The sequence below is a fragment of the Streptomyces sp. NPDC093546 genome, from assembly GCF_044765045.1.
GTDB lineage: Bacteria > Actinomycetota > Actinomycetes > Streptomycetales > Streptomycetaceae > Streptomyces.
This window is the reverse complement of sequence record NZ_JBIWJG010000011.1, coordinates 178218-202655: the sequence shown is the minus strand read 5'-3', so window position 1 is coordinate 202655 and position 24438 is coordinate 178218. Positions and strand designations below refer to the sequence as shown.

At 71.4% G+C, this 24438-nt stretch carries 29 protein-coding genes; 10 read left to right on the top strand and 19 right to left on the bottom strand.

Features of this window, described 5'->3' with window-relative positions:
* Positions 1-65: 65 nt before the first annotated feature.
* The 9 genes from ACIRNI_RS23835 to ACIRNI_RS23795 all read right to left on the bottom strand — a co-directional run bounded on the left by ACIRNI_RS23835 (position 66) and on the right by ACIRNI_RS23795 (position 7854).
* Positions 66-329, bottom strand: a complete 264-nt coding sequence (locus ACIRNI_RS23835; protein ID WP_355366730.1) for a hypothetical protein — start codon at positions 327-329, stop codon at positions 66-68.
* Complete coding sequence (locus ACIRNI_RS23830; protein ID WP_355366733.1) at positions 316-552, bottom strand: hypothetical protein; 237 nt, start codon at positions 550-552, stop codon at positions 316-318. Before ACIRNI_RS23830 ends, ACIRNI_RS23835 begins: the two co-directional genes overlap by 14 nt.
* A 13-nt stretch (positions 553-565) precedes the next feature.
* Positions 566-1459, bottom strand: coding sequence for a peptidoglycan-binding protein (locus ACIRNI_RS23825; RefSeq protein WP_403554065.1), 894 nt, complete (start codon positions 1457-1459; stop codon positions 566-568).
* A 96-nt stretch (positions 1460-1555) separates the two neighbouring features.
* Positions 1556-2206, bottom strand: a complete 651-nt coding sequence (locus tag ACIRNI_RS23820) for a hypothetical protein (protein ID WP_403554063.1) — start codon at positions 2204-2206, stop codon at positions 1556-1558.
* On the bottom strand, positions 2203-2409 hold the full coding sequence (locus ACIRNI_RS23815) for a hypothetical protein (protein WP_403554061.1): 207 nt from the start codon (positions 2407-2409) through the stop codon (positions 2203-2205). The genes ACIRNI_RS23820 and ACIRNI_RS23815 overlap by 4 nt, the downstream gene beginning before the upstream one ends.
* Positions 2409-4778, bottom strand: coding sequence for a hypothetical protein (locus ACIRNI_RS23810; RefSeq protein WP_403554059.1), 2370 nt, complete (start codon positions 4776-4778; stop codon positions 2409-2411). Before ACIRNI_RS23810 ends, ACIRNI_RS23815 begins: the two co-directional genes overlap by 1 nt.
* Entirely contained in the window at positions 4765-6024 is a 1260-nt protein-coding gene (locus tag ACIRNI_RS23805; RefSeq protein WP_403554058.1) for a hypothetical protein, read from the bottom strand. The genes ACIRNI_RS23810 and ACIRNI_RS23805 overlap by 14 nt, the downstream gene beginning before the upstream one ends.
* 51 nt (positions 6025-6075) lie before the next feature.
* Positions 6076-7146 (bottom strand): hypothetical protein, encoded by a 1071-nt coding sequence (locus ACIRNI_RS23800; RefSeq protein WP_403554056.1) that lies wholly within the window; start codon positions 7144-7146, stop codon positions 6076-6078.
* A gap of 21 nt (positions 7147-7167) precedes the next feature.
* Complete coding sequence (locus tag ACIRNI_RS23795; protein ID WP_403554054.1) at positions 7168-7854, bottom strand: hypothetical protein; 687 nt, start codon at positions 7852-7854, stop codon at positions 7168-7170.
* Positions 7855-7909: 55 nt separating this feature from the next.
* Between ACIRNI_RS23795 and ACIRNI_RS23790 the strand changes: the two genes are divergently transcribed.
* Entirely contained in the window at positions 7910-8335 is a 426-nt protein-coding gene (locus tag ACIRNI_RS23790) for a DUF3592 domain-containing protein (protein ID WP_403554052.1), read from the top strand.
* 43 nt (positions 8336-8378) lie between these two features.
* Here the strand turns inward: ACIRNI_RS23790 and ACIRNI_RS23785 are convergent, their stop codons facing one another.
* The 4 genes from ACIRNI_RS23785 to ACIRNI_RS23770 all read right to left on the bottom strand — a co-directional run bounded on the left by ACIRNI_RS23785 (position 8379) and on the right by ACIRNI_RS23770 (position 10295).
* The gene (locus ACIRNI_RS23785) at positions 8379-8714 is read right to left on the bottom strand and encodes a hypothetical protein (RefSeq protein ID WP_403554137.1); all 336 of its coding nucleotides are present in this window, start codon (positions 8712-8714) and stop codon (positions 8379-8381) included.
* A 65-nt stretch (positions 8715-8779) separates the two neighbouring features.
* Entirely contained in the window at positions 8780-9070 is a 291-nt protein-coding gene (locus ACIRNI_RS23780; protein ID WP_355361775.1) for a hypothetical protein, read from the bottom strand.
* Between the two features lie 125 nt (positions 9071-9195).
* A complete protein-coding gene (locus tag ACIRNI_RS23775) occupies positions 9196-9780 on the bottom strand; it encodes a phage tail protein (protein ID WP_403554051.1) in 585 nt (194 codons plus the stop codon).
* Positions 9781-9893: 113 nt separating this feature from the next.
* Positions 9894-10295 (bottom strand): hypothetical protein, encoded by a 402-nt coding sequence (locus tag ACIRNI_RS23770; protein ID WP_355361779.1) that lies wholly within the window; start codon positions 10293-10295, stop codon positions 9894-9896.
* A gap of 328 nt (positions 10296-10623) precedes the next feature.
* On the opposite strand from ACIRNI_RS23770, the gene ACIRNI_RS23765 reads away from it, so the two are divergent.
* Complete coding sequence (locus ACIRNI_RS23765; protein WP_403554049.1) at positions 10624-10932, top strand: hypothetical protein; 309 nt, start codon at positions 10624-10626, stop codon at positions 10930-10932.
* Between the two features lie 118 nt (positions 10933-11050).
* On the opposite strand, the gene ACIRNI_RS23760 is transcribed toward ACIRNI_RS23765, so the two are convergent.
* The 3 genes from ACIRNI_RS23760 to ACIRNI_RS23750 all read right to left on the bottom strand — a co-directional run bounded on the left by ACIRNI_RS23760 (position 11051) and on the right by ACIRNI_RS23750 (position 12594).
* Positions 11051-11272: a hypothetical protein gene (locus ACIRNI_RS23760; protein WP_403554135.1), complete on the bottom strand. Its 222-nt coding sequence runs from the start codon at positions 11270-11272 to the stop codon at positions 11051-11053.
* Positions 11273-11286: 14 nt separating this feature from the next.
* Positions 11287-12087, bottom strand: a complete 801-nt coding sequence (locus ACIRNI_RS23755; RefSeq protein ID WP_403554047.1) for a hypothetical protein — start codon at positions 12085-12087, stop codon at positions 11287-11289.
* 204 nt (positions 12088-12291) lie between these two features.
* On the bottom strand, positions 12292-12594 hold the full coding sequence (locus ACIRNI_RS23750; RefSeq protein WP_403554045.1) for a WhiB family transcriptional regulator: 303 nt from the start codon (positions 12592-12594) through the stop codon (positions 12292-12294).
* A 211-nt stretch (positions 12595-12805) separates the two neighbouring features.
* On the opposite strand from ACIRNI_RS23750, the gene ACIRNI_RS23745 reads away from it, so the two are divergent.
* The 6 genes from ACIRNI_RS23745 to tuf all read left to right on the top strand — a co-directional run bounded on the left by ACIRNI_RS23745 (position 12806) and on the right by tuf (position 18907).
* The gene (locus tag ACIRNI_RS23745) at positions 12806-13291 is read left to right on the top strand and encodes a helix-turn-helix transcriptional regulator (protein ID WP_403554043.1); all 486 of its coding nucleotides are present in this window, start codon (positions 12806-12808) and stop codon (positions 13289-13291) included.
* 172 nt (positions 13292-13463) lie between these two features.
* Positions 13464-14243: a hypothetical protein gene (locus ACIRNI_RS23740; protein WP_403554042.1), complete on the top strand. Its 780-nt coding sequence runs from the start codon at positions 13464-13466 to the stop codon at positions 14241-14243.
* A 312-nt stretch (positions 14244-14555) separates the two neighbouring features.
* On the top strand, positions 14556-14927 hold the full coding sequence (gene rpsL / locus ACIRNI_RS23735) for a 30S ribosomal protein S12 (protein ID WP_003948652.1): 372 nt from the start codon (positions 14556-14558) through the stop codon (positions 14925-14927).
* 2 nt (positions 14928-14929) lie between these two features.
* On the top strand, positions 14930-15400 hold the full coding sequence (gene rpsG / locus ACIRNI_RS23730; RefSeq protein WP_031076642.1) for a 30S ribosomal protein S7: 471 nt from the start codon (positions 14930-14932) through the stop codon (positions 15398-15400).
* Between the two features lie 38 nt (positions 15401-15438).
* Positions 15439-17565 carry an elongation factor G gene (gene fusA / locus ACIRNI_RS23725; RefSeq protein ID WP_403554040.1) on the top strand — a complete coding sequence of 709 codons (2127 nt, stop codon included), beginning with the start codon at positions 15439-15441 and terminating at the stop codon, positions 17563-17565.
* Between the two features lie 148 nt (positions 17566-17713).
* Positions 17714-18907, top strand: a complete 1194-nt coding sequence (gene tuf, locus ACIRNI_RS23720) for an elongation factor Tu (RefSeq protein ID WP_355361796.1) — start codon at positions 17714-17716, stop codon at positions 18905-18907.
* Positions 18908-18991: 84 nt separating this feature from the next.
* Here tuf and ACIRNI_RS23715 read toward each other — a convergent pair whose 3' ends face one another.
* From ACIRNI_RS23715 to ACIRNI_RS23705, 3 genes are all read right to left on the bottom strand, one after another.
* A complete protein-coding gene (locus tag ACIRNI_RS23715) occupies positions 18992-21019 on the bottom strand; it encodes a PIG-L family deacetylase (RefSeq protein WP_403554133.1) in 2028 nt (675 codons plus the stop codon).
* A 198-nt stretch (positions 21020-21217) separates the two neighbouring features.
* Positions 21218-21697, bottom strand: a complete 480-nt coding sequence (locus ACIRNI_RS23710; protein WP_403554038.1) for a DUF6463 family protein — start codon at positions 21695-21697, stop codon at positions 21218-21220.
* A 35-nt stretch (positions 21698-21732) separates the two neighbouring features.
* Positions 21733-22470: a response regulator gene (locus tag ACIRNI_RS23705; protein WP_403554036.1), complete on the bottom strand. Its 738-nt coding sequence runs from the start codon at positions 22468-22470 to the stop codon at positions 21733-21735.
* 185 nt (positions 22471-22655) lie between these two features.
* Between ACIRNI_RS23705 and ACIRNI_RS23700 the strand changes: the two genes are divergently transcribed.
* Positions 22656-23603 (top strand): ABC transporter ATP-binding protein, encoded by a 948-nt coding sequence (locus tag ACIRNI_RS23700; RefSeq protein WP_403554034.1) that lies wholly within the window; start codon positions 22656-22658, stop codon positions 23601-23603.
* On the top strand, positions 23600-24421 hold the full coding sequence (locus tag ACIRNI_RS23695; protein ID WP_403554032.1) for an ABC transporter permease: 822 nt from the start codon (positions 23600-23602) through the stop codon (positions 24419-24421). The genes ACIRNI_RS23700 and ACIRNI_RS23695 overlap by 4 nt, the downstream gene beginning before the upstream one ends.
* Positions 24422-24438 lie beyond the last annotated feature (17 nt).

Sequence of the window (24438 nt, the reverse complement as noted above, 5' to 3'; positions counted from 1 at the left end):
ATCGACCGAAGGGCGGTCACCCCGTTGCGTACGGGGTGGCCGCCCTTCGGCGTTTCCTGCGTTCCCTAGCGGCCCGCCGCCTGCCACAGGGCGAGGGTGAAACCGGCTCCGGCGGTGAGCGCCGTGACGCTGGCCAGGGGCCAGCGGGTGCGTTCCAGCGCGTCGAGGCGGGCCTCGTGGTCGGCGAGCTGCTTGTCGGTCTGGTCGCTGCGCTGGACCAGCAGGGCGAGTGAGCCGTCGGCGCGGGCGAACCCGGCTTCGAGCGTGCCGCGCAGCCGTTCCAGTTCGAGGGCGACCGCGACGGGGTCGTTCCGGTCAGTCTCGGTCATCGGCGGCTCCCGGCGAGGGGCTGCTCAGCCAGGACGGCAGCAGCTGCTGTACGGCCTCCAGGGCCATGACTCGCGCGAGCGCGCCGGCGACGGCGAGGGCGCCGGCGACCCAGGGGAGGGTCGCGGGGACACCGGAGGCGTCCACGATCGCGGGCAGGACGACGGCGATGCCCACGGCGGTCTGGAGGATGGTTCGGGCCGTGCGCTTGGCGGCGTCGGTCATGATCGGGGGCTCCTCAGCGGGTGTAGGGGACCTTCAGGGCGTTCCAGGAGGCGCGGCCCGGCACTCCGTCGGCGTCGGAGCCGGTGAAGCCGAGCTTGCGCTGCCACTTCGCGTAACTGCGGCGGTCGGCCTCCGACCAGCGCGGGCCGGGGCCGACGGCGTACGCCGAGCAGCCCTCGGCGACCAGCCGGCGGCCCATGGCGGTGATCACCGGGGAGCTGGTGGCGGAGGTGAAGAACGACGAGCCGGGGAAGGGCTGGTAGCGGGGCGTGGCGGGGGTGCCCGGACGGGTCGGGGTGCCCGGGCCGCCGGCCGGCTTCCCGAGCCGCGCGGCGATGCGGGAGCGCATCGTACGCATCTCGAAGCCGCGCGGATCCGTCTTGGTGCGGGTCCACTCCTTGTGGCCGATCACGGAGCCGGCCGACCAGCCGTGGGCGCGGCACAGGGCGGCGGAGGCCCGCTCGATGGCGTCCAGCTGGGCGGCCGGCCAGGGGTCCTTGCCGTCGCCGAGGTTGACGCACTCGAAGCCGTAGAAGTGGGCGTTGCCGTCGGTGTCCTGGGCGGCCGCCGGCGGCGGGGCGGTCTCCGCCCTGACCGCGCGCAGGACGTCGCCGTCGCCGGTACCGGCGTGGTTGGCGCGGCCGTTGGCGATCAGGTGGACCGTGCCCTCCTTGTCGATGACGGCCTGGCAGAGCGGGCCGGGCAGGGCGGCGTAGCCGTCGCGGCACAGCGCCACGGAGGCGGCGGACCCGCTGGAGACGGTGTGGTGCACGATCACGCCGTGCACCGGCCCCCAGGCGCCCTTGTGGTTCCGGTTGCGGGTGCGCCAGCCGGGGTGTTCCACGACGCGGACGCCCTCGGCGCGCAGGGCGGCGAGGAGCCGGTCGGGGGAGAGGGGAGTTGCCATGCTTGGGTCTCCTCGTCGTGCGGGGGCGGGGCGTGCGAGCCCGGTGGCCCCGGGGGCCGCCGGCCGCGCGCGGGGGGGGGCCGGCGGCCGCGGGAGTCACATCACCGGGTCGATGCGGATGAAGCGGGTGTCGTAGTTGCCGGTGCTCGTCGAGTTCGCCGTCCGGTAGGCGGGCGTGGCGGTGTGCGTCGTACCGACGGCCAGGCCGCTGATCAGGAACTGCGTCGAGACGGAGGACCGGTTGGGGGTGTTGACCAGCGCCGCCCGGTCGTCGGACGCTCCGACCACCACGGTCCCGGCGGAGTTGCGGACGTTCGCCGACATGTAGCAGCCGACATTGGTGGCGGTGCCGTGCATGTAGCAGCCCACGGTGATGATGACCTGGCCCGAGGCGGGCACGGTGAACGTGGCGTTCATCGGATCGCCCGTCGCGCCGGTCAGGGTCTCGACCCAGGTGGTGCTGGTGGTGTTGCCGCCGTCGAGGTTGACCCGGAAGACCGGCACCGGACCGACGGGCGCCCAGGCGGAGCCCGTGTAGTACATCAGGCGCCCCGGCGAGGCGATCCACGCCACCATCCCGGCCACCGGCGCCGTGACCTTGGTGTCCCGCTCGGAGGCGGTGCCGAACCGCATCACCGCGCGCCCGTCCAGCGTCTGGGCGAGCGACTGGAGGTGCGCGGGCAGGTCGGCCGGGTCGCTCGGCTGCGGGTAGGGGAGGTTGCTGAGCTGGGTGTACTGGGTGGTCATGCGATCTCCTCCTGGCCACCGCCGGAGACGGGGACGGCGGGTGCGGTGTCGGGTCCGGGCTCCGGGGCCTCCGGGACGGGGGGCGGGGGAGCGGGGGTCGGGTCGTGCTCCTCCAGGAGCACCTCGATCGGGTGGGTCGGGTCTCCCGGCGCCTCGGTGCTGATCTCCACCGGGTCCGGCGCGGTGTCGGTGTTCTCGGTCATCACGAGTTCTCCTTGACCTGCCGCCAGGTCAGACCGCTGGCGGCGAGGTCTCCCAGCGTGGGATGGGCGGCGGCGACGGCCGCGTAGGTGGCGCCCGCCGGGACGGGGGTGCGGTCGGAGGCGGTGTCGGGCGTCAGCCCGGCGTCCGCCGGGATGCCGTTCGTCCTGGTGCCGCGCAGCGTCAGGGTCTGCTGTACGGTTCCGGCGGCCGTGGAGCCGGTCTTGATCCCGACGACCCAGGCGAGGGTGTCCAGCGCCGCGCCGGTGGAGTCCACGACGCGTACGACGTCACCGAGCTGGATGCGCGGGTCGTACAGCACCTCCACCTCGCCGAGCACCGGCACCGGGTACTGGCCCGCCACCCGCATCGCGTCGGCGAGTTCCTGCGCCGCCCGGTAGTCCTGGATCCAGTCGCTGGCCTCGGCGTAGAACTCCTGGCGCCCGTGGTACCTCTCGCTGGTGCTGCCGGAGATCCACGAGGTCGCCCGCCGCTCCACCGCCTCGGTCGACGGCTTGAGCGTCTGGATGTGGACGGACGGCTTGCCGTCCTCCGTCACCGTGTACAGGCGCCGACCGGTGCGGTTGGTGAACCGCAGGACCAGGCATCCCTCCTCCCGCCGCGCGAGGATGTCCACGGCTCCCTTGACGGCGTCCGCGCCGGCCGCGTTGGAGGCCGCGAAGCGCACCGAGAAGCCGGGGGCGACGCTCTGGTCGTCGTCGACGTTCGGCGGACCGACGTCGAACTCCTCCTCGGCGAGTACGTACTTCAGCGTCACCGAGCTGTTGCCGGGGACCTCGCGCACCACGGTGTCGTTGTAGGTCGTACCGCTGGTGACCTTCACCGACGACCAGTCCTTGAACGGCTGGACGCAGTAGTTGCGGCAGGCGTCGATCTCCTCCGTGACGGTGAGCGCCGCGATGTCCCGTACCGACGTCAGGGTCAGGTCGGCCGACGTCGGGGCCTTCGCGAAGCGCGTGTAGTTGCGCCAGTGGAAGATGCCCCGCTCGTCGAACTCGGCCGTCGACATGCTCGCCTTGGCGATCTGCGTGATCACGTCCCACTGGGAGCCGGACACGCGCGGGACCGCGTACAGCGGGAGGACCGCGTCGTCCAGTTCGGCTTCCTTGACCCACGTCTTCTGGTCGAACTCCGTGGCCGTGGGCGTGCCGGGCAGCCCGCTGGTGAGCTGGACCGCCTCGGCGGCGAGCTGCGTCACCAGCCGCAGCTGGTACAGCTCGGCGGCCGGCTGCTCGGACGAGGCGTGCGAGAAGGTCACCGGCTTGCACGGGTAGTGCGTCCCGTCCGGCGCGGTCAGGAACGGCTGCACGGTCGGCTGCACGGACGTCCCGGTCGACGTGGTGTCGAACAGGCCGCCGATGTGCCAGACACCGGGCTTCTCCTTGAGTGCCGAGACACCCCAGGAGTAGTAGTAGCCGCCGCCTTCCCGGGTCCCGGAGTGCATGAACACCTGGCCGGTCGAGAAGTCGACGGCCAGCCGCAGCCGGCCGGTCTGGGTGCCGGTGCGGTTGAGGTCCAGCTCCAGGGCGACGGTGCTGCCGAAGCCGACCGCGCTGTTCACCCACGCCTCGGCGAACAGCCGGCTGCCCGGAACGGTGACCCGGCTGCGGGGGAACCAGGTGGCGGTCATCGCGTTGGTGTCCGGCGCGGCGGCGTGCGGCACGAGGGCCATCTCGTGCGGGGCGCCCTGCCGGGTCCAGCTGTAGTGCCGCGGGTCGGGCACGACCTCCGGCTGGCCGTAGGTCGCGGCGAACCCGCCGTGCAGCGAGGCGTACACCAGGGTGAGCGGCGCGTCCGGGTCGAACTCGGGGTAGCGCGGCGGCGGGCAGGAGTGGACGCCGGCCTGCCGCAGCAGCTCGTCGACGCACCAGGTGGCGGTGGCCACCGGACGCCTCCAGTAGAACCCGGCGTACGGCTTGGGCAGCTCGGCGGGGCCGTGCAGCCGCTCCGCGCCGTCGAGCGCCGTCAGCTGCACGCTGTCCGTGCCGGAGGCGGCGGACCGGTTGCGCAGGGTGCCGCGGAAGGCGGGCAGGACGCCGGCGTCGGTGCCGTACAGGTGGACCACGGACTGGCCCGGTCGGGCGATGTCACCGGTCGAGCGCGGCGCCCACGGCGAGTACAGCGCGGGCGCCGACTTGCCGCCGGTGCCGGACAGCTGGAGCTGCAGCTGCGCCGAGGAGCTGCCGGAGAACGCGCGCATGGCGTCCGGCAGATCGGTGCTGAAGCTGCGCTCCAGCTGCCACGACTGGACCTGCTCGGACACGTCCTGGCCGCCGAGGCGGGTGGTGTGGTTCGTGACGCGTGAGCCGGACTCGAGCGTGCCGGTCAGCTTCTCGTCAGTTGCTCGCACCGGCCACCTCCGCCAGTTCGATGGAGACGTTGCGGTACGGCAGCGGGCGGGCCGGGGAGTCGGTGAAGGCCGTGACGGCCATCACCGGGCACCCGTCGCCCGGCAGCTGGGGCACCGTGGGGTCGATGTGCAGCAGCTTCGCCGGGCCGATCCGCGACTGGAACGCCGTGGCCGCCGAGGCGAAGGACACCGTGGCCGAGACGTGGGTGGCACCGGCCGGCACGGCCGCCGGGGCCCAGCCGGTGACGGTCGCCAGGGACGCGCCGGCGGCGTCGTGGAAGGTGAGCGCGAGGCTCTGGGCGCGGGTGCGGACCGCGGAGGGCAGCACCAGGCCGACCAGCCCGGCCCCCGGCGGCAGCGCGTGCCCCTTCTGGGCGCCGTTGACGAAGGTCAGCGTTCCGGCGGTGGACGCGGCCAGGGAGGCGACCGCGTACCCCGAGGCGTCCGTCGACAGGGTGATGCCCGTCGCCGACCACTGCGTCAGCGCCCCCTTGCCGGCGGCCTGGTCGGCGGAGAGCAGGTTCACCGGGGCGGTGGGCACGTGGTCGTCGTCGATGGTCAGGACGGCACCGTCGAGACCGTACGTCCCGATCTCGCCGGCGACCCCCGACGGGGTGACCAGCGCGGCACCCGCGGGGACCGTCGCCACGAGGGTGTGCCCGGTGTCGGCCGCGGACGACAGATAGGTGCCCGCCGCGTCGCGCCAGTGCAGGCGGGTCGCGCAGGGGCCGACCCGCCACGACTTCGGGAGGGTGAACCGCACCCGCATGCCGGGCACGACCGGGAAGCCGGCCCGGGGTCGGCGCTGCCAGTTCAGCTGCGCCGTGGTGGTCTCCGCCTTCCAGACGTACGTCTGGGGCAGCGCCCCGGCGGCCGTCGACAGCTCGAGCCTGCCGCTGCCGCTGACGGAGGTGTACCAGACGCTGTACGGGTTGCTGGACGCGATGCGCCCCTCCGCCTGGAGCGGGTCGAGCAGGTTGCGCGTCACCGGGTCGAGCAGGTCGACGGGGCCGGGGCCGTCGATGCGGCGGGCCAGCCGGTCCAGGTGGGTCGCGTCGTCCTGCGAGAGCCGGTCGAAGGTGAGCTTGATCCGGCGGGGGGCGCGCCTGGGCGCGATCGTGGTGATCTGGCCGCTCAGCGAGGTGAACTGGGAGACGCCGAGGTCCGCTCCGCGTTCGAAGGCGGTGGCCGCCTGGCTGATCTCCCGGAGCTGTCCGGGCAGGCCGACCCAGAGATTCCTTGGCATGGGACGTGCCTCCTTCCTTGGTCGTGACTACCGGGGCCGTGCGGACACGACCTAGCGGCGGGCGAGTTGGCGGTGGCCGGCGATCACGGCGCGGGCGATGGTCTGGCCGTCGACCTGGACGTGGACGGGCCGGTCGGCGAGCCGCTCGACCGCCTCGGCGAGCCGGGCGATCTGGGCGCGGCTGCCGCCGGGGCCGATCATGCGCTCCAGCTTGCTGAGCGGGATGACGGCCTCGTGTTCGCCGGCCTCACCGATCACGGCGAGGGTGCCGCCGTTGCGGGGCTGGACGATGCCGCCCTTGGCGAGGTGGGGGACGGGGATCTTCGGCAGGTTGATGGAGAAGCTCTTGCCGCCGAACTTCGGCACCCAGCTCGGGATCGAGACCTTGAAGCCGTTGAGCGCGCCGATGATGGTGTTGATGGCGGTGGCGAAGGCTCGGAAGGGGGCGAGCATGACGTTGCCGACGCCCTTGAGGATCGGCGTGATCACCCTGATCGCCGTCGACACCGCGTTCTGGATCGCCTTCATGCCGGACTTGAAGCCCTTGGTGACGACGGCGACGATCTTGTCGACGTTGACGAACTTGGCGATGAGCGGGGCGAGCAGCGTCATGATGAGGCCGAACGGGCTGGCCGCCATGGCCAGGTTGAGGCCCTTCTGCGCGAGGCTCGCGCCCTTGAGGCCCTTGGTGAGCCCGCCGCCCATGGTCTTGCCGGTCTTGTCCGCGTTCTTGCCGGCCTTGCCGACGGACTTCTCGACGGCGTCCGCCTGGCGCTTGACGTCACGCAGGGCGTTCTTCGCCTTGTCGGCGGAGCCCTTGAGCTTGTCGAGCGAGGTCTTGAACTTGTCCGTGCCGCCCTTGGCCTTGCCGAAGGAGGTGTTGGCGTTGTTCAGGCCGGTCCGGAGCTTGCCGACGGCGCTGTTGCCATTGTTCGCGGAGGTGCGGAGCTTGCCGAGGGACGAGCCGGCCTTGTCGGCGCCGCCGCGCAGCTTCGCCACGGCGTCGGTGCCCTGTTGGGCCGAAGTCTTCATGCCGGAGACGGCTTTGCCGCCCTGCGCCAGTACCTGGGACAACCGCTGGGTCGCCGAAGCCGCACTGCGCAGCTTGCTGGTCAATGACACGTCGGGTGCCACCTTTCCTGATCAGAGGGAGCCGGACAAGTTGCGCAGTCCGTTCTGTACCGAGCGCATCTCGCGTATGAGGCCGTTCATTTCCGACCGAGTCTTGCGAGCGTCCGTCGCCACGTTTTTACGGGCCTCTTCCGCCTTCTTCTCCATTTCCTTGATCCGGTTGAGCTTCATCTGCAAGGCGTTCGTCTTGCCGAGTTCGGCCACCTTCTCGCGTATGCGCTTTTCGGTGCGCTCCGCATCGCGCATCAGCTTGCTCAGTTCGGCGCGCGTCTCGTAGACGACGGTCTTGTCCTTCGACGCCCGTGCCTCGGTGTTCTTCTCGTCTACGCGCTGACGGATCGCCTTGAGCTTCTCCACCTCCTCGTTGAGCGCCTTGAGTTTCTTGTGTTCCGTTCTCTCCGCCTGTTCGATGCGGTTTTCCAGGTGCTTTTTCTGGTCGGCCCACGGGAAGGTGGCGATCTGCTTTCCGCGGAAGGTCATGCCCTTCTCGTCCACCTTGAAGAGCGTGAAATCCGCCTTCACCACGGTGAGCCCCAGGGCGAGCGCTGTGACGTCGAATTTGATGACGGCCAGACTCGTGGCCAAGCCGTTGACAGTGTGGCTGAGCTCGCGGTACATCTCCTTGTAGCGCAGCGACTCATTGGGATCGATCCATGGCGGGGTGCCGAGTACCGGTTTATCTGATCCTTGTTGCGGCATTTTTCCTCTATTTCCGTTGCGGGAGGTTGACGCCCGCCGTTTCCTCGGGGAGACCATGTCCGTCGGACCGTGGATCGCATGGCTTCTGCTGCTCTCGCCCGCCGTGGTCGTCGCACCCGTGGCCGCGGCTTCGCTCTATGTGCACCTGCGCTTGCGCCGCAAGGGGGTGCCGGTGGAAGCGACGTGCGATCGAGCCTTCCGGAACAACGGGCTCTGGGCGTGCGCGTACCGTTATGTCGACAGCGCCGGGGTGTCGCATTACGAATACCGGCAGAAGCCCTATCCCCTGCCGGTACCGGAGCGGGGCCGGAAGGTGTCCGTGGTCTACGACCCGAAGCGCCCGAAGCGTTCGCGCACTCAGTACGAGTTGAGGCGCCCGGTTCCTTGGGCGGGTGTGAGCATCGGCGCCTATCTCTTCGTACAGCTCGTCCTGGGGATTCTCGGCGGCGCCTTTCTGGCCGTCGGGATGTTCGAGAGCTGACGCGCACCGGGCGCCCGGCGGCCGAGGTCCGCGTCGGGCCGGGTCAGGCGAAGAAGCGGCTGATCTCCTCCGGAGTCGGGCCGACGACCTCCGGCGGGGCGGACTCCTCGGCCTCCCCGCCGTCGCTGTCGTCGGGCCGCGGTACCGGCTTCGGGTACTCCAGCGGCTCCGCGTCCTCGTCCTGGTTGACCGTGGCGAACATCCAGTTGGACTCGGCGAGATGGTCCACCGCGGCGGCGAGCAGGTAGTCGCTCACGCCCCACTCCGCCGCCTCGCCGTGCGTCGCGCGCGCGAGCGCGCTGTCACGCGGCATGTGCCGGACCAGCACCGCGAGCCGGCGCGAGGAGAGCCGGCCGCGGTGCCAGTCGAGCAGGTCCACGCCGTAGTGGCGCAGCAGGTCGGCCTCCAGGGCCTCGGCGTGCTCCTCGACGAGCACGCCGAGGCTCAGCCTTCCCCCAGGCCGAGCCCCGTCTCCTTGCCGTACGCCTCCAGGATCGCCGCGATGTCCTGCATCGTGACCTCGAGGCGGTCGAAGCGGGCGTACTGCTGCTCGCCCAGGAGCAGCCGCAGCAGCCCGTCGACGTCGTTGTCGTCGAGTTCGCGCAGCTTGCGGGCGGTGGAGCGGGACAGCTCGGTCGGCAGCTGGAAGGTCTGGTCGTCGAGCTCGAAGCTCCAGGCACGGCCGAGTGCTTCCAGGCGCTGGGCGCGGGCGGCGTTGACGTTGAAGGAGGACATGCGTGGGCTCCTTTGAGGGATGAAAGGGGGAAACGAAGGCGCCGGCGCCCGGCGCGCGGCCACGGGGGACCGCGCGCCGGACACCGGCGTGGGGGAGGGGCGGGCGCCGGGGGAGCGCCGCTCCCTTACGCGTACGACTTGTCCTTCATGATCCAGGTCGCCAGCGTGGAGCTGCCCTCCGGCGCGAGGGCGGTGAAGGTGATGCCGAGCTTCAGCGCCCCGGTGCGCGTCAGGCCGATCTCCTCGGTCTCCGTGACCTGGCCGCGCGGGATGATGAAGCGGTACGTGACGTCCGAGCCGTCCTTGAACTCGATGCCGAGCTGGCGCTCGTCCTTCTGCGGCTCGGCGCCCATCGCGTACGAGTAGGTGTCGACGGCCCCGGTGGCGGTCACCGCGGTGACCGCGCCGCCGCCCATGAAGAACGGCAGCGTGTCCTTGTTGAACTGCAGGAGCTGGAACTTCACCGTCAGGTCGCGGTCCGAGTAGATGAAGCGGGCCGGGCTGACCGACTGCCAGGTGTCGACCGGGTCGATCTTGTCCTTCTTGTTGAACTTGATGCCGTCGGTGCTGGTGTAGCCGAGCTCGGTCCAGCCGGTCACCCACTCGTCGGCGGTGTGCTTCGGCGCGGCCGGGCCGGTGGCGCCGGCGGCGGCGACGAGGATGCGGCCGGTGCCGGCGACGCGGATCTGGTTTCCGTTGTTGGCGGGCATGAGAACTCCTCAGTGAAGGGTGCTGCGGATAGGAAGAAGGCCCCGCCGCGGGTGCGGCAGGGCCTGTTCATGGGTGGTGCTGGTGCTGCGGTGTTGCCTGTTACGCGGTCCTGTTACGCGGGCCGGATGGAGAGCCGGACCGTCGACAGGTAGCGGTTGGCGTTCGGCCGGTTGTAGTCGGGCAGCCAGCGCGGGCCGTCCGCCTCGGCCACCTCGGTGACGGCGGCGCCGCCGTACACCGTGCCGGCGGCTTCGAGCAGTGCGGCGCGCGCGGTGAGCGCCACCGTGTGGGCGGTGGTCTTGTCCGGCCCGTAGACCTCCAGGTCGAGCAGCGGATGGTCGAGGTGGAGGTCGTCCACCCAGGCGCCGCCGACGCGGGAGACGAGGACGGCCTTCTGGGTGCCGTCGAATCCGGCGGGCGGCCGGTTGTCGACCACGACACCGGTCAGTTCCGCCCGGTTCTTGAGGTGGTCGACCACGAGTCGTTCCGCGTCGGGGAAGGCGAGAGGGCTCACATGGACGCTCCCTTCGGGAGAGGTGTGCGGAAAACACGAAGCGGCAGGACCGCCGCCCTGGTGGAGGGCGCAGCTCTGCCGCTGCTCCAAGTGTGATCGAGCCCCGCGGGCTCCGCAACCAACTTGCTCCGGGCTCCGGCGGCGCGCGCTCCGTATGTCCGCCGCGACCTCCCTCATCTGCGCTACGCTCGCTAACCGAACATGAGTTCGAGAAGAGTCGATCGGACGCGGACGCGGAAGGTACGGAGCACCCGGGCGGGCGTGAGGAGTGGTGGGGCGTGCAGGAGACGAACACGAGGAGCGGGCGGGCGGCCGGCGGTGAGGGCCGATGAGGAACAGCCCGCAGGACCGACTGGCCGATGTCGCCGCCGCCGTCGTCGAGGTCGCGGTCGAGAGCGCCGCGGCGGGGACGTACACCGGAGGGGTGGGGCGCGCCCTCACCGCCGTCATCGCCAAGGTCGGCGCGCGCCTCACGGTCGACGCCGAACTGCGCGGCTTCTCCAGCGGCTGGCAGGAGGCCGTGGCCACGCTGACCCCCGAGCCGCCCGCGCCCGCGCAGCAGATGCCCGCGCAGCACGCGTCCGTGGTGCGCATCCCCGGCCCGCCGGACCGGGCGGAAGACGGCGAACACGGCTGACGAGCCGGGACGCGCAGGCCGAACGCACGAAGACGCCGGGGCGGCCACTCCCTTGAAGGAGTGGCCGCCCCGGCGTCCGTTCGTTCGACGCTCGTACGACGTCTGTACGACGTGCGGCTCAGGCCCGGTCGGTCCGCGGCTTGCGGCGCGTGGAGCGCTCGGCGGCGAAGACGTCCTCCAGCCGGTAGAGCTGCGCCCGGCCCTGCCGCCCCGCGGGGGCCAGGTGCCCGAGCTGCACCCACTTGCGGATGGTGGTGGGCACGACCCCCGCCTCCTGCGCGGCCATCTGCCCGGTGACGAGCGCGGCTCCGGCCGGGACCGGGACCGGGACGCGGGGCATGGTCGGCGTACGGCTCATCGGGCACCTCCGTCGCGCACCGCGGCGGTCACCGCCGCCGGCGCGGCCTCGTCCATGTGCGCGGCGATCTCCGCCACGCCGACCTCCGCCGCCCGGGCCAGGTCCTGCCAGGCGTCCTCCGCCCACAGGTGCCGGAACGCCGGGTCGCTCACGCAGTCGCAGTCCGGCAGGCCGCACCGGCACCCGGGGTTGACGCACACCACGGCCCGGCTCGTCGGGAACGCCCGCAGCGACACCGAGTCGCACCACGGGCAGCGCCCGGACACGCGCACCATCGTCTCGGCCTCGCCCAGGGCCCGCGCGCAGCGCCTCGCCATGCGGCGCATCTCGTCCCGTACGTGGCCGGCGAGCGTGGGGTCGACGGCGATGAGGCCGAGCAGCCCCGTGATGCGCCGCAGCCGCTGCGCGACGTCGGCCCGGCGCGGCCGGCCCAGGCCCAGCCGGTCGTACACCGCCTCCTCCAGTTCGACCACGCCGTCGGTGATGTCCCGGATCGCGTCGGACACGTGGAGGCGGATGGGGGAGGCGACGTGGCCCGGTACGGACAGGCCGTGCCGCTGCTCGTTCAGCAGCGCCTCCTGCCGCTCGGCGCGCAGCCGGGCGGCGCGGGCGGCGAGCTGCGCGGCCCCGGGGGCCGGACGGTCGCCGGGCGCGGCGCCGCGACCCGGCGACGGCGCCAGTTCGGTGAGCAGTTCCGGGAACTGGCGGACCAGCATGGCGGTCCACAGTGCGGCATCCCGTACGACGTCGGCGGCGGCGGCGGGGGTGGGGGTGGTGGTGGGCTGGTGAGCGGACATGGAGTGCTCCCTCCTGCGGGGCGCCCGCGAGGGCGTCGGCGCGGAGCGACCGCCGGCGCGGACCGACCGGGAGGTGCCCGGGTCCGGCGTGACGGTGGCGGACGTAAGGGGTGGCTGCGGCCGGCTCGGCGGTTCTGGTCGCTTCCGGCGGCGCGTGAGGTGCGTGGTGCGGGCGCGGGTGCGGGTCTTGCGCTGCGGCGGAGGTCAGGCGGCCTGGGCGCGGGCCCGGTTGCCGCGGTTCAGGTCGACCGGCCGCCCGTTGTGCCACAGCCGCCCGGCGCTGACGCCGTCGAACCACGTACGGGACGGGTCCACGGTCTCCTCGCACTCCCGCGTCACCCGGCAGCGCGCACACGCCCGCAGCGCGGGCGCCGCGTCGGCCGGCCGCCGGGCGAAGACGACCTGCGGCGGCAGGCCCGCGCAGGCGGCGTCCATCCGCCACCCGAGGTACTCCCGCAGCTCCGCGGCGGACGACGACGAACGGGCGTTGAACGGCGGTACGGACATGACGGCGGCCCCCCTGGTGCGCTGCGAACGCGTGAGCGAAACGTATGTTGCGAGGCAGCACACTGACATGTTGCGAGCGAGCGCGCAACTAAAAGTGAAAGCGGGCATATCCACTTCTCGACGCAACCTTCACAATTGCGTGCGCGTAAGCGCGCAATCCGTGCGCGCAAGCGCGATAGTCTGGTGGCCGCCTCGAAGGGAGGGCGTACCCATGTCCGTCAGCGAACTGGAAGAGTTCACGGCCTGGATCGAAGGGGTGATCCGGCGGCAGGGGTACGACATCGACAGCCCGCGCGGCGGTGGAAAATCCCGCCTCGCGGACGAGGCCGGTGTGCACCGGGCGGCCATCACCCGCCTGCTCCAGGGCCAGAGCATGCCGGACCTGGAGACCATGCGGCGTCTCGCCCACGTGCTCCGCGTCCCGGTGCGCGACATGCTGATCAAGTCCGGCAGGCTCACCGAGGAGGACCTGCCGTTGCCCGGCCTGCCCGGTGACGTGCCGCCCGCCGAGGAGGCGGCAGCCCCCTCCCTCACCCTCGAACAGGCCGCGGCCGGGCTCGGCATCCCGCCCGACCAGCGCGACATGTTCATCCGGGTGGCCGGGCAGTTCCTCCCGGAGTGGCCCGCCGGCCGCCCCGAGAGAGAGGGGCACCCGGGGGCCCGGCAGGCGGACGCGAAGGGTGTCCGTGAGGCCTGAGTACGCTTTCTCGTAAGCTTGTTCGCGCCTGTCCCCACGATTTCGCAGGCTCATTGCCCCGGCGGCGGCCGAGCCTCCGGGGGCACCGCCGTAGGTATGGGCGTCGTCGGCGCGGAGCGTGAACCGGCGTCTTCGGCGGAACCGACGGCGACGGGTTGCGAAAGAGAGTGTCATGGTCGAGGGCGAGGGGTGCTCCCGGCCGACCGGCGACCCGTGCGACGACGAGGCCGGCCCGACCAAGGCCGGCAGGGGTCCCGTCCGCGGACTCCCCGAGCCGGCCGACGACCTGCCGGCCCTGCTCGCCACCCTCGGCCGCTACCTGGAGGGCCACGCGCCCGACGAGGTCGTGGTCCTGCTGCGCGAGGAGCTGGCGCGCCGCGAGTTCCAGGCGTACGTCAACGGCTGGCGTGACGCCGCCGACGAGTACGAACCCGTCCTGGAGGAGGCGCGCCGCATCGCCCAGTCCCGCCGCCTGCGGCTGGTCGGCCGTACGCCGGGCCAGGCGGCGGTCATCCCCTTCCCGCAGGGCGAGGGCCCGGCGGAAGGCGGCGAATCCGCCGAGGCCGGGCCGGACACCCCGCCGGAATCCCCCGGACCCGGCGCCGAAGTGAGCGCCTCGGCCGCCCGCGGAAAGCGGGGGCGCGGCAGCGCGTCCGACGACGCCGGGAGGGACCCGGCCCCCACGTCTTCGCGCTCGCGCGCAACGAACGCCGACGCGGCGGCACCGGACGGCGCCACGGCTCCCCAGGGCTCGCGGCACCCCCGCGACCGCCCCGACCGCCAGGTCCCGGACCAGGCCCGCGCGCCCGAGGACGACGTACAGCATCAGGCCCCGGACGCCTCCCGCGCCGGGGCCGGCGCGCCCAAGCTGGTCGCCAAGTCCCGCAGCTCCCGCGTCCCCACGATTCCGCGGCTGCCGGCGCGCCGCCGGAGGCCGGGCGACCACCCCTGAGACGGCGCCCCCGCCCGGCCGGACCCGGGCCCGGGTCGAGGGGCTTTCGCACAGGCCGGCCGGGGCCTGGCGGGCGAGGTCATTTGTTTTGACCCAGCTCCATACGGTAGGTACGCTCAGACCTTGTGCCTGGGGTGTGCCTGGGCTCCTGTGCGTGTCCTCAACCGCACGGCGAGTCGAGCATCGGCCACCGCAATCTGCGCCCATTTCCGCCTCGCGGCGGAAGTCCGCAGTATTCGACACACCCGACCGCGTGGGTCGGCAACGTTCCAGGTTAGCTTTACTACACGGCACACAGAAACCGGAGAAGTAGTGCCTACGATCCAGCAGCTGGTCCGCAAGGGCCGGCAGGACAAGGTCGAGAAGAACAAGACGCCCGCACTCGAGGGTTCCCCTCAGCGCCGCGGCGTCTGCACGCGTGTGTTCACGACCACCCCGAAGAAGCCGAACTCGGCCCTCCGCAAGGTCGCGCGTGTGCGTCTGACCAGCGGGATCGAGGTCACGGCTTACATCCCGGGTGAGGGACACAACCTGCAGGAGCACTCCATCGTGCTCGTGCGTGGTGGCCGTGTGAAGGACCTGCCGGGTGTTCGCTACAAGATCATCCGCGGCTCGCTCGACACCCAGGGTGTCAAGAACCGCAAGCAGGCCCGCAGCCGCTACGGCGCCAAGAAGGAGAAGTAAGAATGCCTCGTAAGGGCCCCGCCCCGAAGCGCCCGGTCATCATCGACCCGGTCTACGGTTCTCCTCTGGTGACCTCGCTCATCAACAAGATTCTGCTGAACGGCAAGCGCTCCACCGCCGAGCGCATCGTCTACGGCGCCATGGAAGGCCTCCGCGAGAAGACCGGCAACGACCCGGTCATCACGCTGAAGCGCGCCCTCGAGAACGTGAAGCCGTCCCTCGAGGTCAAGTCCCGCCGTGTCGGTGGCGCCACCTACCAGGTGCCGATCGAGGTCAAGCCCGGTCGCGCCTCCACGCTCGCGCTGCGCTGGCTCGTGGGTTACTCCCGCGCCCGTCGCGAGAAGACCATGACCGAGCGCCTCATGAACGAGCTCCTGGACGCCTCGAACGGCCTCGGTGCTTCGGTCAAGAAGCGTGAGGACACGCACAAGATGGCCGAGTCCAACAAGGCCTTCGCGCACTACCGCTGGTAGTCGCACCCACATCGAGACCGAGAGAAGACTGAAGCCTTATGGCTACCACTTCGCTTGACCTGGCCAGGGTCCGCAACATCGGGATCATGGCCCACATCGACGCGGGCAAGACGACCACCACCGAGCGGATCCTGTTCTACACCGGCGTTTCGTACAAGATCGGTGAGGTCCACGACGGCGCCGCCACGATGGACTGGATGGAGCAGGAGCAGGAGCGCGGCATCACGATCACGTCCGCCGCGACGACCTGCCACTGGTCGCTCGAGGACGTCGATCACACCATCAACATCATCGACACCCCGGGTCACGTCGACTTCACCGTCGAGGTGGAGCGTTCGCTCCGCGTCCTCGACGGCGCCGTGACGGTGTTCGACGGTGTGGCCGGTGTGGAGCCGCAGTCCGAGACCGTGTGGCGTCAGGCGGACCGCTACGGCGTTCCGCGCATCTGCTTCGTCAACAAGCTCGACCGTACGGGCGCCGAGTTCCACCGCTGCGTGGACATGATCTCGGACCGCCTGGGTGCGCAGCCGATCGTCATGCAGCTCCCGATCGGTGCCGAGGCGGACTTCAAGGGCGTCATCGACCTGGTCCGCATGAAGGCGCTGGTCTGGTCCGCCGAGGCCGCCAAGGGCGAGATGTACGACGTCGTCGACATCCCGGACACCCACGCCGAGGCTGCCGAGGAGTACCGCGGCAAGCTCGTCGAGACCGTCGCCGAGAACGACGAAGAGATCATGGAGCTGTACCTGGAGGGCCAGGAGCCGTCCGAGGAGCAGCTGTACGCCGCGATCCGTCGTATCACCATCGCCTCCGGCAAGGGCACCGGCACCACGGTCACCCCGGTGTTCTGTGGCACCGCGTTCAAGAACAAGGGCGTCCAGCCCCTGCTCGACGCGGTCGTGCGCTACCTCCCCTCCCCCGTTGACATCGAGGCCATCGAGGGCCACGACGTCAAGGACGCGGAGACGGTCGTCAAGCGCAAGCCGTCCGACGACGAGCCGCTGTCGGCGCTGGCGTTCAAGATCATGAGCGACCCGCACCTCGGCAAGCTCACCTTCGTCCGGATCTACTCCGGCCGCCTGGAGTCCGGCACCTCGGTGCTGAACTCCGTCAAGGGCAAGAAGGAGCGCATCGGCAAGATCTACCGCATGCACGCGAACAAGCGTGAGGAGATCGAGTCGGTGGGCGCCGGCGACATCATCGCCGTCATGGGTCTGAAGCAGACCACGACCGGTGAGACGCTGTGCGACGAGAAGGCCCCGGTCATCCTGGAGTCCATGGACTTCCCGGCCCCGGTCATCGAGGTCGCGATCGAGCCCAAGTCCAAGGGTGACCAGGAGAAGCTGGGTGTCGCCATCCAGCGTCTCGCGGAGGAGGACCCCTCCTTCCAGGTGCACACCAACGAGGAGACCGGCCAGACCGTCATCGGCGGTATGGGTGAGCTTCACCTCGAGGTGCTCGTCGACCGCATGAAGCGCGAGTTCAAGGTCGAGGCCAACGTCGGTAAGCCGCAGGTCGCGTACCGTGAGACGATCCGCAAGGCCGTCGAGCGCGTGGACTACACCCACAAGAAGCAGACCGGTGGTACCGGTCAGTTCGCCAAGGTGCAGATCGCGGTCGAGCCGATCGAGGGCGGCGACGCCTCGTACGAGTTCGTCAACAAGGTCACCGGTGGCCGCATCCCGAAGGAATACATTCCTTCGGTGGACGCCGGCTGCCAGGAGGCCATGCAGTTCGGCATCCTCGCGGGCTACGAGATGACGGGCGTCCGCGTCACGCTTCTCGACGGTGCCTACCACGAGGTCGACTCCTCCGAGCTCGCCTTCAAGATCGCCGGTTCGCAGGCCTTCAAGGAGGCCGCGCGCAAGGCGTCCCCGGTGCTCCTCGAGCCGATGATGGCCGTCGAGGTCACCACGCCCGAGGACTACATGGGCGATGTCATCGGTGACATCAACTCCCGCCGTGGCCAGATCCAGGCCATGGAGGAGCGGGCCGGTGCCCGGGTCGTCAAGGGCCTGGTGCCGCTTTCGGAGATGTTCGGCTACGTCGGCGACCTCCGCAGCAAGACCTCGGGTCGCGCAAGCTACTCGATGCAGTTCGACTCCTACGCCGAGGTTCCGCGGAACGTCGCCGAGGAGATCATCGCGAAGGCCAAGGGCGAGTAACTCTCACCGGTTCACGCTTTAGGCTTGACACCATCCGCCGGGGCTCGGCCCCGAACCCGAGGCAGAGTTCCCGGCGGGTGGCCACCCAGCAAAGATCACCTGGCGCCGATGAGTAAGGCGTACCAGAACCACTCTCAGGAGGACCCCCGTGGCGAAGGCGAAGTTCGAGCGGACTAAGCCGCACGTCAACATCGGCACCATCGGTCACATCGACCACGGTAAGACGACCCTCACGGCCGCCATTACCAAGGTGCTGCACGACAAGTACCCGGACCTGAACGAGGCTTCGGCCTTCGACCAGATCGACAAGGCTCCTGAGGAGCGTCAGCGCGGTATCACCATCTCCATCGCGCACGTCGAGTACCAGACGGAGTCGCGTCACTACGCGCACGTCGACTGCCCGGGTCACGCGGACTACATCAAGAACATGATCACCGGTGCGGCCCAGATGGACGGCGCCATCCTCGTGGTCGCCGCCACCGACGGCCCGATGCCGCAGACCAAGGAGCACGTGCTCCTGGCCCGCCAGGTCGGCGTTCCGTACATCGTCGTCGCCCTGAACAAGGCCGACATGGTGGACGACGAGGAGATCCTGGAGCTCGTCGAGCTCGAGGTGCGTGAGCTCCTCTCCGAGTACGAGTTCCCGGGCGACGACCTGCCGGTCGTCAAGGTCTCCGCTCTGAAGGCGCTCGAGGGCGACCCGGAGTGGGCCGAGTCGGTCCTCAACCTGATGAACGCCGTCGACGAGGCCATCCCGCAGCCGGAGCGCGACGTCGACAAGCCGTTCCTCATGCCGATCGAGGACGTCTTCACGATCACCGGTCGCGGTACGGTCGTCACCGGCCGTATCGAGCGTGGTGTCCTGAAGGTCAACGAGACCGTCGACATCATCGGCATCAAGACCGAGAAGACCACCACCACGGTCACCGGCATCGAGATGTTCCGCAAGCTGCTCGACGAGGGCCAGGCCGGTGAGAACGTCGGTCTGCTCCTCCGTGGCATCAAGCGCGAGGACGTCGAGCGCGGCCAGGTCATCATCAAGCCGGGCTCGGTCACCCCGCACACCGAGTTCAAGGCGCAGGCCTACATCCTGTCCAAGGACGAGGGTGGCCGTCACACGCCGTTCTTCAACAACTACCGCCCGCAGTTCTACTTCCGTACCACGGACGTGACCGGCGTCGTGACCCTCCCCGAGGGCACCGAGATGGTCATGCCGGGCGACAACACCGCCATGACCGTCCAGCTGATCCAGCCGGTCGCCATGGAGGAGGGCCTCAAGTTCGCCATCCGTGAGGGTGGCCGGACCGTCGGCGCCGGCCAGGTCACCGAGATCGTCAAGTAACTCTGACGGTTTGACCTGGTAGCTCGCTGAGCTGCAAGCCAAGGGCCCCGCACCGAGAGGTGCGGGGCCCTTCGGCGTATCCGTTCAGCCTTGCGTACGCGGCTCCGGGGCCCAGGTCCACGGGTGGGCGTCCGCGCCGAGACCGACCGCGATGACGCCGTGCTCCCGGTGGGCGTGCAGCGTCGCCGACTCCAGGGCCACGGCCCCCTGCGTACGGGTGGACAGCCGCCCGCCGCCGGTGCGGATCTGGACGCGGCCCTTCAGGTCCTTGCCGACCAGTACCGGCCCCTCGGGGGTGGCGACCGCGCCGACCGGCCCGTACCCGTCGAAGGCGATACGGCTCGCGGCCGCGCCGTCGACGCGTACCGCCGTCAGCCGCTCGCGGGTCGGTGCGCGGTAGTACAGTTCCAGGCCGCCGTCCGGCGCCGCGGCCACCGCCACCGGGTCGCCGGAGGCGGGCAGCCCGCTGTCCGGGCGGAAGGTGACCCGCCCGCCCGGCGCGACCTGCTCCCAGTGGTGGACGGTGTCCCGGGCGGTGGCGAAGAGGTGGACGCGCCCGGTGCGGTCCGCCGTGGCCGCCAGGCCGTCCTGGATCTCCTCACCGCCGAGGTCCCGCCAGGGACCCCAGGTGCCGTCGGGCTCCCGGACGCGCGTGCTGACGCCTTTCTCCGCGTTGCGTACGAAGAGATGGACGCGGTCGGTGCCGTCGGTGACGGCGACCGGGACGCCGAGCCGGCGGCCGCGGTCGTCGCCCTGTTCGGGGTTGCCGAGCCCGCGCCAGGCGAGGAACGGCCCGCCCGGCGTGCGCTGCTCCAGCACCACGACCTCGCGCTTGTTGGCGCCGCCGTGCCCGCCGAGCGCCGAGAAGCGCAGGCCGAAGAGGAGCCGCCGGCCGTCCTTGAGGGCCGCCGAGCCGAGCCCGGGCGCGAGCGGCCCGCCACCGAGGTCGTCCGGGTCGCCCCACTGGCCGCTGCCGCGCTCGGTCTCGCGCCAGCGCACCGCGCGCAGGCCGAGCACCCCGTACACGGCGAGCCGCCCGTCGGGCTCGGTGACGACGACCGGGCCGGGGTCCGGGTAGCGGTAGTGCGTGGCCCGCACCCACCCCTTCTTGTTGGTGAGGGGGCGGACGCCGCCGACGTTGTAGTCGCCGCAGCCGCCGCTGTTGCCGCACTGCCAGGACGGGTCGCCGCCGTACGGCACGAGGTGCGCGGCCTTCTCGCGGAGGACGGGCTCGGGGAGGTTCTTGGGCCAGTGCCGGTTGTAGTAGCCGCGGAAGGACGTCGCCACGAAGGCCGGTATCGAGCCGCCGCCCTCCGTCGCGTGCGCGACCCAGCGGACCATGGCCGCCCAGCTGAAGGAGGCGACGGCGGTGTGGTCGGCGTGGTCCGAGTAGCCGGGCTGCTCGGAGTCCTTCTTGCGGGTCTTCTCGTCGCTGTGCTGGATGTCCGGATCCGGGTCCAGGGTGTGGACGACGGTCGGCCGGTACTGCTCCATGAGCCCGACGAGGACGTCGATGAGCCGGTCGTAGTCGTAGTCGTCGGCCTTGCGTACGGGGGAGTCGTCGGCGACGACGGTCCGCAGGCCCAGCTGGCGGTCGTGCCACAGGCTGGGCAGCGCCATCCAGCGGCGCGGGGTGTGCATGGCGAGGTTGAGGAAGACCAGCTCGACGCGGCGGTTGCCGTGGCTCAGCGTGTTGATCTCGGCGCGCCGGTCACCGCGGAGGGTGAGGACGCCCTTCTGCCACGGCGTGAACATGTCGAGCCCGAGCATCTGCGCGTACGCCTGCCGCAGCCCCTGGTGCCGGGCCGAGGAGTACGCCGACTTGTCGGCGGTGATGTCCTTGCGGCCGGGGATGTGGTTCTTGCCGTCGTGCTCGCCCGCGGTGACGTAGACGCAGACGAGGGGGACACCGGCGTCGACCATCCGCTGGGTGTCCGGGTTCATGAAGTACAGGTCGTCGTCCGGGTGCGCGGCGATCAGCATCAGCTGCGCGCGGCGCGAGCCGGCGATCGGCATGCCGGGCGCGGGATCGGCGGTGGGCCCGCTGCGCCGTGGTGTCGGCACGGTGCACCCGGTGATCCCGGCGGCCACCGCCGCCCCGATGGCGGCCATCCCGGCGAGGACCCCGCGCCGCCGCACGTGCGTCGCCACCCGTCCGATGGCAGGGCGCAGCCCCGCCCCCCGTATCTCGTCCACTCGTCGTGCTCCCCGTCCGCTTCCCCCGCAGCGGTGCCCCCGCCTGCGTCACGTCGTCCCCGATGGCGGCGGCGGGGCTGGTGCGGAGCCGCGCGCCGCGATCATCTAGACGGATTATCGGGGTGCGGGGTTGCCTGGGGCGGGGCGGCTCTCCTGACGGCTTCCCGCTGATGTCGACAGCGCCGATGACGATGACGATGCCGACGCCGACGCCGCACGGTCCCGGCGCGAGGACACGACCGCCAGCAGGCCGATCGCGATCAGGGACCAGCCGCCGGAGACCGGCTCCAGCAGGGACACCGGGATCCCGAGCGCCAGCAGGATCCACCCGAGCTCGGGGGGCAGTGCTCCGGTGGTCTTCACGGACCTGCGGGCCAGGAGGCCGAGGCCGACGAAGGCGAGGCCGGCGGCCATGAACCAGAGGGCCATCATGCGGCCCTCGTCGTCGTTGGCGACGGTGTTCCACAGCCCTTCGGAGACGATGCCGCTCCAGTGGGAGCGGGCGGCGGCGACGCCGACGAGAAGGTGCGCCGCGGCGGCGGCGTGGACGAGCCGGGGTATCCAGAGGGGGAGACCGCGGGCCTGGGGGCTCATGAACTCATGGTCCTTTCCGGTGGACTGTCGCGTCTTCAGTTCTCGTGCGGGGAGGGCGGGGACAAGGGCGGGGACAAAGGCAGGGACAAGGGCCGGGACGGCCGGCCCGGGACCAGGCCCGCCTCGTGCGCCGCGATGGCGGCCTCCACGCGGTTGCGGGCGCCGAGCTTGGCCAGCACGGCGCTGACGTGGGCCTTCACGGTGCCCTCGACCAGGTGGAGTTGCGCGGCGATCTCCGCGTTGGACAGGCCCGCGCCGAGGCCGGCCAGGACCTCCCGTTCGCGGCCCGTCAGGTGGTCGAGGGGGCGTCGGGGCCGGGCGGCCCGGTGGGCGCGCAGTCCGGCGACGACGCGGGCGGCGACCCTGGGGGACAGGTAGGCGCCGCCGGCGGCCACGGCCTGCACCCCGTTCAGCAGCTCCCGGGGGTCGTCCGCCTTGAGCAGGAAACCGCTGGCGCCTTCCTCCAGAGCCCGCTGGATGAAGTGGTCCTCGCCGAACGTCGTCAGCATCACCACGCCGGCCGTCGGCACGGCCTGATGGATGCGGGCCGCCGCCGCGATGCCGTCGAGGCCCGGCATCTGGATGTCCATGAGGACCACGTCGGGCCGGTGACGGCGCGCCAGGGAGACCGCCTCCGCCCCGTCGGCCGCCTCGGCGACCACCTCCGTACGCGGGTCCCTGGCCAGGATGGCCCGGATACCGGCCCGCACCATCGTCTCGTCGTCCGCCACGAGGACGCGGACCGGCCGTTGACCTGGTGTCGTCTCTTCCACACGGCGAGCGTACGGACCCGGCCGGGCCGCGCGGCCCGGCCCCCGCCGAAATCCGACCGGGGGCGCAGCGCCACCCCCGACGAACGGAAGGAAGGACCTGACGATCGGCCCATGTGCCCCTGGACGGAGCCCTCTTAGCGTCGAAGCCGTACCTCGGAACAGACCAGTCGACAGAGGGAACCGGTGTGATCACCCTGAGAGGGCTCGGCAAGCGCTACGGCGAGACCGTCGCCGTGAACGACCTGACGCTGGACGTCAGGGAAGGAAAGGTGACCGGCTTCCTCGGCCCCAACGGGGCCGGGAAGTCCACCACGATGAGGATGATCCTCGGCCTGGACCACCCCTCGCGGGGCAGGGCCCTCGTCAACGGCAGGCCCTACGCCTCCCTGCGGCACCCGGTCCGCGAGGTCGGCGCCCTGCTGGACGCGAAGGCGCTCCACCCGGCGCGCTCCGCCCGCAGCCACCTCGTCGCCCAGGCCCGCAGCAACGGCATCCCCCTACGCCGGGTGGACGAGGTCCTGGAGACCGTGGGCCTGGCCAAGGCGGCGCGGCGCCGCGCCGGCACGTACTCGCTCGGCATGTCCCAGCGGCTCGGCGTCGCCGGAGCGCTGCTCGGCGACCCGGCCACGCTGATCCTGGACGAGCCGGTCAACGGCCTCGACCCCGACGGCGTGCGCTGGATGCGGGACCTCGTCCGGGCCCAGGCCGCGGAGGGCCGCACGGTGTTCCTCTCCAGCCACCTCATGAGCGAGATGCAGCTGACGGCCGACCACCTCGTCGTCATCGGCAGGGGCAGGCTGCTGGCCGACACCTCCATGGCGGACTTCCTCGCGGGCAGCTCCCGGGCGACCGTGCGGGTGCGCGTACCGGATCCCGAGGAACGGGCCGCCCTCGTAAGCCGCCTGGCGGCCGACCACGCGGACGTCACCGTGACCGTCGACACGGCGGCCCGGGACGAGCTCGTCGTCACGGGCCGGACCGCCGGACAGGTCGGTGACCTCGCCCACCGCTGCGGCGTCCGGCTGCACCAGCTGAGCGACGTCCAGGTGTCCCTGGAACAGGCGTACATGGACCTGACGGCGCGCAGCGTCGAGTACGCGACCGGCGCACGGACCGACGAGGAGACACGATGACGGCCCACGACACGACCCCGACCACGACGACGACCACAGCCACGGCCACGGCTCATGCGCCGGTCCGGCCGCCTGCCCGGCCGTTCCGCGGTGCGGTCGGCGCCGAGTGGACCAAACTGTGGTCGGTGCGCGCCCCGTACCTCTGCCTCGCGGCGGCCCTCGCCGTGACCGGCGTGTTCACCTTCTACTACGGCTCGATCGCGCGGATCAACGACCATCCCGTCCAGCCCGTCGGCCATGCGGCGATCTCCTCCACGGTGCTGGTGCAGTTCGCCGTGGTCATCCTGGCCATGCTCACCGTCACCAGCGAGTACACGACCACCAGCATGAGCTCGTCCCTGCTGTGGGTACCGGTGCGCCGCCGCGTCCAGGCCGCCAAGGCCCTGGTCACCGCGCTGGTCTCCGTCACCGCCGGTACCGTGTGCGCCGCACTGGGCACGGCTGTCGCGTGGGACCCGTTCGCCGGCCGCGCCTCGTTCGACGCCGGCGAGACGGCGGGCCATGTGCTCGCCGTCGGCGCGTACTACGCCTTCATCGCCGTCATGACCGTGGGCGTCTCCTTCGCCACGCGCAACGCGGCCGGGGCGCTGATGGCGCTCGTCACCCTGCTGTGGGCCCTGCCGAGCATGCTCGTGGGGCTCGGCGGGCCGGCGCTGCTCGCGGTCAACGACTGGCTGCCGCACAGCGCCGGTGCCGCCTTCATGCGGGGCGGCACCGACGCCCCCTACGGCCCCGCCACCGCGGTCCTCGTGATGCTCGCGTGGACGCTCGCCGCGCATCTCGCCGGGCTGTACGTGCTGCGCCGCCGGGACGCCTGATCCGGTACCGGTACCGG

Bases quoted from the DNA above. Each gene is read 5' to 3' on its own strand.
- ACIRNI_RS23835 (WP_355366730.1), bottom strand. From the start codon at position 329: ATGACCGAGACTGACCGGAACGACCCCGTCGCGGTCGCCCTCGAACTG.
- ACIRNI_RS23830 (WP_355366733.1), bottom strand. From the start codon at position 552: ATGACCGACGCCGCCAAGCGCACGGCCCGAACCATCCTCCAGACCGCC.
- ACIRNI_RS23825 (WP_403554065.1), bottom strand. From the start codon at position 1,459: ATGGCAACTCCCCTCTCCCCCGACCGGCTCCTCGCCGCCCTGCGCGCC.
- ACIRNI_RS23820 (WP_403554063.1), bottom strand. From the start codon at position 2,206: ATGACCACCCAGTACACCCAGCTCAGCAACCTCCCCTACCCGCAGCCG.
- ACIRNI_RS23815 (WP_403554061.1), bottom strand. From the start codon at position 2,409: ATGACCGAGAACACCGACACCGCGCCGGACCCGGTGGAGATCAGCACC.
- ACIRNI_RS23805 (WP_403554058.1), bottom strand. From the start codon at position 6,024: ATGCCAAGGAATCTCTGGGTCGGCCTGCCCGGACAGCTCCGGGAGATC.
- ACIRNI_RS23795 (WP_403554054.1), bottom strand. From the start codon at position 7,854: ATGCCGCAACAAGGATCAGATAAACCGGTACTCGGCACCCCGCCATGG.
- ACIRNI_RS23790 (WP_403554052.1), top strand. From the start codon at position 7,910: ATGTCCGTCGGACCGTGGATCGCATGGCTTCTGCTGCTCTCGCCCGCC.
- ACIRNI_RS23780 (WP_355361775.1), bottom strand. From the start codon at position 9,070: ATGTCCTCCTTCAACGTCAACGCCGCCCGCGCCCAGCGCCTGGAAGCA.
- ACIRNI_RS23775 (WP_403554051.1), bottom strand. From the start codon at position 9,780: ATGCCCGCCAACAACGGAAACCAGATCCGCGTCGCCGGCACCGGCCGC.
- ACIRNI_RS23765 (WP_403554049.1), top strand. From the start codon at position 10,624: ATGAGGAACAGCCCGCAGGACCGACTGGCCGATGTCGCCGCCGCCGTC.
- ACIRNI_RS23760 (WP_403554135.1), bottom strand. From the start codon at position 11,272: ATGCCCCGCGTCCCGGTCCCGGTCCCGGCCGGAGCCGCGCTCGTCACC.
- ACIRNI_RS23755 (WP_403554047.1), bottom strand. From the start codon at position 12,087: ATGTCCGCTCACCAGCCCACCACCACCCCCACCCCCGCCGCCGCCGCC.
- ACIRNI_RS23750 (WP_403554045.1), bottom strand. From the start codon at position 12,594: ATGTCCGTACCGCCGTTCAACGCCCGTTCGTCGTCGTCCGCCGCGGAG.
- ACIRNI_RS23745 (WP_403554043.1), top strand. From the start codon at position 12,806: ATGTCCGTCAGCGAACTGGAAGAGTTCACGGCCTGGATCGAAGGGGTG.
- ACIRNI_RS23740 (WP_403554042.1), top strand. From the start codon at position 13,464: ATGGTCGAGGGCGAGGGGTGCTCCCGGCCGACCGGCGACCCGTGCGAC.
- rpsG (WP_031076642.1), top strand. From the start codon at position 14,930: ATGCCTCGTAAGGGCCCCGCCCCGAAGCGCCCGGTCATCATCGACCCG.
- fusA (WP_403554040.1), top strand. From the start codon at position 15,439: ATGGCTACCACTTCGCTTGACCTGGCCAGGGTCCGCAACATCGGGATC.
- ACIRNI_RS23715 (WP_403554133.1), bottom strand. From the start codon at position 21,019: ATGGCCGCCATCGGGGCGGCGGTGGCCGCCGGGATCACCGGGTGCACC.
- ACIRNI_RS23710 (WP_403554038.1), bottom strand. From the start codon at position 21,697: ATGAGCCCCCAGGCCCGCGGTCTCCCCCTCTGGATACCCCGGCTCGTC.
- ACIRNI_RS23695 (WP_403554032.1), top strand. From the start codon at position 23,600: ATGACGGCCCACGACACGACCCCGACCACGACGACGACCACAGCCACG.